Raw genomic sequence first — 4,545 nt, 5'->3', positions numbered from 1 at the left:
TGGTCATTTTAAAATGCAAAAAATTTGCATCAAGAAATTGAACAAGCTCTCGCTCGCACAAACAATCTGATCTATACTTCAATATGTCTAAGAACAAAACTTTCGGCGAAAAAAAAGGCTGCCCAAAACGTTTGTTTCAGTCAGCGTTTCCTTCTCTCGAAAGGATTACCAAGGTAAGGGCTAGACCCTATTCACCGCAAATATTTTTTGGGATTAATTTGAGATTTCTTGCTGATTCTTCTGTGCTATTATAAACCACATTATAGTGCCCTGAGCGGGCTTCATTCTGGTGTATAAAAAACCTTTCAACCAAATAAAAGAGGAGGTTATCAAAAAGTTGAAATAAAAATACAAATCAGCGGGGGACCACTTGAGCATGGAGAGAAAATCCTCCCTTAAAAAAGACGAAATTTTATGACCGGAATTAAAGTGATTTTTCTCATGCCTACTCTTTTTCGGATACTTTTTTAGTACAAACTATTTCCGGAAGGATCTTCATCATAATGTTTGAGGAACTTCACCCCCAGGTAAAAAAGCGGTGTATCAAAAAGCGCGAAGAAAAACTTGAACAAATAGGAATTCAGAATGAGAATAATGAGTGCCGAAATGGAACTTACATTATCGCCGAGGTTTCCCGCTACATATAGAATAGTTAGAATAGCTGTGGAATCTACCAACTGACTGAACATGGTGGATGCATTATTCCTAAGCCAGAGATGTTTACCGTCCGTGAGGTTTTTCCAAAAGTGAAATAGTCGGACGTCAACCGTTTGAGCCGTCAGATATGCAATCATACTGGCAATGACGTTCCCTACCATAAACTCGTACACGCCTTCAAAGAGTTGAATTCCACCGCTTACCCCCCCGGTATTGGGTAGCCAATGCCCTACCGACATCACAAATAACATAAAGAAGTTGGCAAAGAAACCGACCCAAACCACCAGCTGAGCTTTTTTTCTTCCGAATAGTTCAGAGATCAGGTCGGTTGCCAGGAAAGTAAAGGGATAAGCCAGTACTCCTACGGGAACACTCATTATATATAGGTCGCCAGTACGGACCAAAGATGGAGTGATGGCTTTAAGCCAATCAGGAAGATGAAGGGAGAATAGCGTAACGAATTTCGTAGTACCGATAATGTTACCCATCACTAAAGAAGTGAGAAAAACCCCGGCCAGGGATAGAAATAAAATGTCTCGCTTATGACGCTTGCTCATTACTACTATTTATGTTGAAGCTAAAGAAAGGTAACCTGACGCAAATTTGCAGGTTAATTTTCATTTAGGCTATTCAACTGAATATCAAAGCAAATCGTTTAGGGATCGGATGGGTGCTGCTTATATTACTTCTGATTTGAATAGTAAACCATATTTACTACTCATTACAACATTCATTCATTTAATATTCTCATGGTGAAAACCCCAATACTGAAACCTCCAAAGAGTCTTAACTCTTTAATTTTTGCCTCCTCAACCCAAATGGACGGAGTGGACGCCAGTTTCGGGTTTTCAAAAACTGTTGCTATAATGAAGTTCCCACCCCAATACCTAAAATAGGTATTACTTCAGAATTCATTGGGAGGAAGGAGGGCGTAAAATTTATCTTAAAAAATAATTTTTTATCTACTGGCTGGTACCTGTAGCCTATGCTGCTATTCAAAGCTATCAGAAAATGATCTTCAATAGAATCATCATCAAAAAAAGAAAAATGCCATCCCTCTTTTGTGTAGATAAAAGTCGTGCCGACTCCTAATTCGAGATAGTGTACATTTTCTCCCTTCAAATAACTTAGTCCTATAGGCACGGTATATCCTTCTAACAAAAAAGGCGCATAACTGAACCCTACCCTCCCCCAAAACTTATTTTTGAGCTTCTGCTCATAATGTAAACTAAGCACAGTTAAAGCAGGTCCGCCAATAGAAAAGTATACTACTTTGTTTGGTAATTGAGATAACAAAGGCTCTGCATTTACCTCTGTAGTTACATCTTCGACCTGAGCCATTCCGTTTGCAGAAACTAGTAGAAATACTATCAGAACATAGAATTGCTTCATTTTGAATCTCCCCCGAATTAACACTTATAATCTAAAAAGAAGATTAGACAACCTGTTTTATAAAGTCAATTATAAAATTGACAACTATTAGTATTTAGTGATGCAAAAAAGGTGTACTACATAGGTATTCAGAATAACCACACACATTTTATCGCTCTCCTTGTAGGATTTACATAACGTTGCTTTGTATCAATAAAAAAGCCTCATCATTCAATTAAGAATAATGAGGCTTTGAAATTGTTTTTTCAGATCAGCTAAAATAGCCGAATGAATTAATATGCTACTGTTGCGCGCCGGCTTTTTGCTTCTCAGCTCGCTTACGATCGTTATGATCTAAATGCATTTTACGGATGCGCAGGCTTTTCGGGGTTACTTCCAGCAGCTCGTCATTATCAATAAATTCAATGCACTGCTCCAGGCTGAGTTTCCGCGCCTGGTTTAATTTGACCGAGTCCGCTGTTTGGGTAGCACGGTGGTTGGTCAGGTTCTTTTTCTTCACCACATTTACCACCATATCGTCGCTGCGCTTATTGGCACCCACTACTTGTCCCATATATACGGGATCGCCGGGCTGCACAAAAAACTCACCACGATCTTGAACGCCTTCTAATGCATAGCCAGTCACGTCGCCTTGCTCCAAGGCAATCAACGCGCCACGGTTACGTCCGGGTATTTCACCGGCGTACGGCTCATAGGTATCAAACTGCTGGTGCATGATGCCGGTACCACGTGTTTCGGTCAGCATCTCGCCACGGAATCCAATCAACCCGCGAGAAGGCACACGGAATACAATCCGATTATTTTCGCCTTCCTGACTCATCGAGGTCATAATACCCTTACGTTTCTGCAGGTTGTCGATTACGCGGTTGCTGTAATCCTGGTGTACGTCCACGACCACTTCTTCCACCGGCTCATGGGTCACTCCATCCACATCCTTAAAAAGAACTTCGGGACGGGATACAGCAAATTCGTAGCCTTCGCGCCGCATAGTTTCAATCAAAATAGCCATCTGCAGCTCACCACGGCCGGATACTTTATATACATCCGGACTTTCGGTGGGTTCTACACGCATCGCTACATTGGTGCGAGTTTCTTTATAGAGTCGGTCTTTCATTTGGTTTGAGGTCACATAATCGCCCTCTTTACCGGCAAACGGTGAGTTATTCACCCGGAAATACATCGCAATAGTGGGTTGATCCAGATCCACATATTCCAGTGGCGTCATGTCGGCCGTATCGGTTAGCGTGTCTCCGATATTTACTTCTTCATAGCCGGCCAGGGCAATGATGTCACCGGCCACGGCTTTTTCTACCGGCTCACGTTGTAATCCGTTAAAAGTAAACAATTTGGTGGCGCGGGCTTTTTCCTTTACTTCACCCTTGCGGTCCATCAGAGCCACTTCCTGGTTCACTTTGATAGAGCCCTGCTCAATTCGCCCAACAGCGATTCGGCCTACATAGTCGTTCCAGTCAATGCTGCTTACCAGCATCTTAAATTTCTCGTCGGTATTCTGCTCGGGCGCCGGTACGTGTTCTACAATCTTGTCCATCAGCGGAGCCAAATCCTCGTTGTCATCTTCGAGGTTTTCTTTGGCAATACCATTTACGGCAACCGCATATAGTACGGGGAAGTCCAGCTGATCGTTGGTAGCATCCAACATCACAAACAGGTCAAAAATCTCATCCAGTACGGCATCGGGTCGCGCATCTTTACGGTCAATTTTGTTGATGGCCACGATGGGCTTATATCCCAGACTTAGTGACTTACGGAGTACAAATTTAGTTTGCGGCAGAGGACCTTCGGCTGCATCTACCAGCAAAATCACCCCGTTTACCATTTTCAGGATACGCTCCACTTCTCCGCCAAAGTCGGCGTGACCGGGGGTATCCACAATATTAATCTTCGTTCCTTTCCAGCTTACCGCTGTATTTTTGGAACTAATGGTTATTCCGCGTTCTTTTTCCAGATCGCCGGAATCCATTACTCTCTCGTCCACTTGCTGATTCTCGCGGAAAGTACCGCTTTGCTTCAGTATTTGATCCACCAGCGTGGTTTTGCCATGATCTACGTGTGCGATGATGGCGATATTTCTTAAGTCTTGTGACATTCGATTTGTAAAGTCTGCTATTTAAATAAGAATGAAATGTCCGGAATAATTCATGTTTTAAGGATACTGACAGAGGTTATCTAATAAGTTGATAAGTACCACTTTTAACTTTTATCTCTAATACTGGCAATACCCGAAATCCGGCAAGCCTTGAATATACGGTTTATATTTATCAATTCTGTAATAAATAATTGGAGAGTAGAATTTGTGTATGCTCATTGGTAGTTTTTTGTTTTGAGGTGCCGGACGGTACATATATAGGAGAATAACAGAAGCACAAAAACTGTAGTTCTTTTTAATCGTCAGGTACTGTGTTAAAAATCAAGAGAAACTTCTATTTTTATGACTTCAAAGAACATCATGATGCTTTTGCATGTGATGTATCTACA

Annotated in this window: 3 protein-coding genes; all 3 read right to left on the bottom strand. The window is 41.8% G+C overall.

Going from position 1 to position 4,545, the window contains the following annotated elements; all coding sequences use genetic code 11:
• Window positions 1-467 precede the first annotated feature (467 nt).
• Window positions 468-1,214: a queuosine precursor transporter gene (locus FN815_RS18760; protein ID WP_142456371.1), complete on the bottom strand. Its 747-nt coding sequence runs from the start codon at window positions 1,212-1,214 to the stop codon at window positions 468-470.
• Window positions 1,215-1,518: 304 nt separating this feature from the next.
• Window positions 1,519-2,049 carry a hypothetical protein gene (locus tag FN815_RS18755; protein WP_142456370.1) on the bottom strand — a complete coding sequence of 177 codons (531 nt, stop codon included), beginning with the start codon at window positions 2,047-2,049 and terminating at the stop codon, window positions 1,519-1,521.
• A 280-nt stretch (window positions 2,050-2,329) separates the two neighbouring features.
• Complete coding sequence (typA, locus tag FN815_RS18750) at window positions 2,330-4,156, bottom strand: translational GTPase TypA (RefSeq protein ID WP_142456369.1); 1,827 nt, start codon at window positions 4,154-4,156, stop codon at window positions 2,330-2,332.
• Window positions 4,157-4,545: the final 389 nt, after the last annotated feature.

This window comes from Gracilimonas mengyeensis, from assembly GCF_900182705.1.
Classification (GTDB): domain Bacteria; phylum Bacteroidota; class Rhodothermia; order Balneolales; family Balneolaceae; genus Gracilimonas; species Gracilimonas mengyeensis.
Note: the sequence above shows the minus strand (reverse complement) of the source record. Positions and strands in the feature narration are given on the sequence as shown.

Excerpts from the sequence above, each read along its gene's own strand:
- FN815_RS18760 (WP_142456371.1), bottom strand. The coding sequence starts at position 1,214 with ATGAGCAAGCGTCATAAGCGAGACATTTTATTTCTATCCCTGGCCGGG.
- FN815_RS18755 (WP_142456370.1), bottom strand. The coding sequence starts at position 2,049 with ATGAAGCAATTCTATGTTCTGATAGTATTTCTACTAGTTTCTGCAAAC.
- typA (WP_142456369.1), bottom strand. The coding sequence starts at position 4,156 with ATGTCACAAGACTTAAGAAATATCGCCATCATCGCACACGTAGATCAT.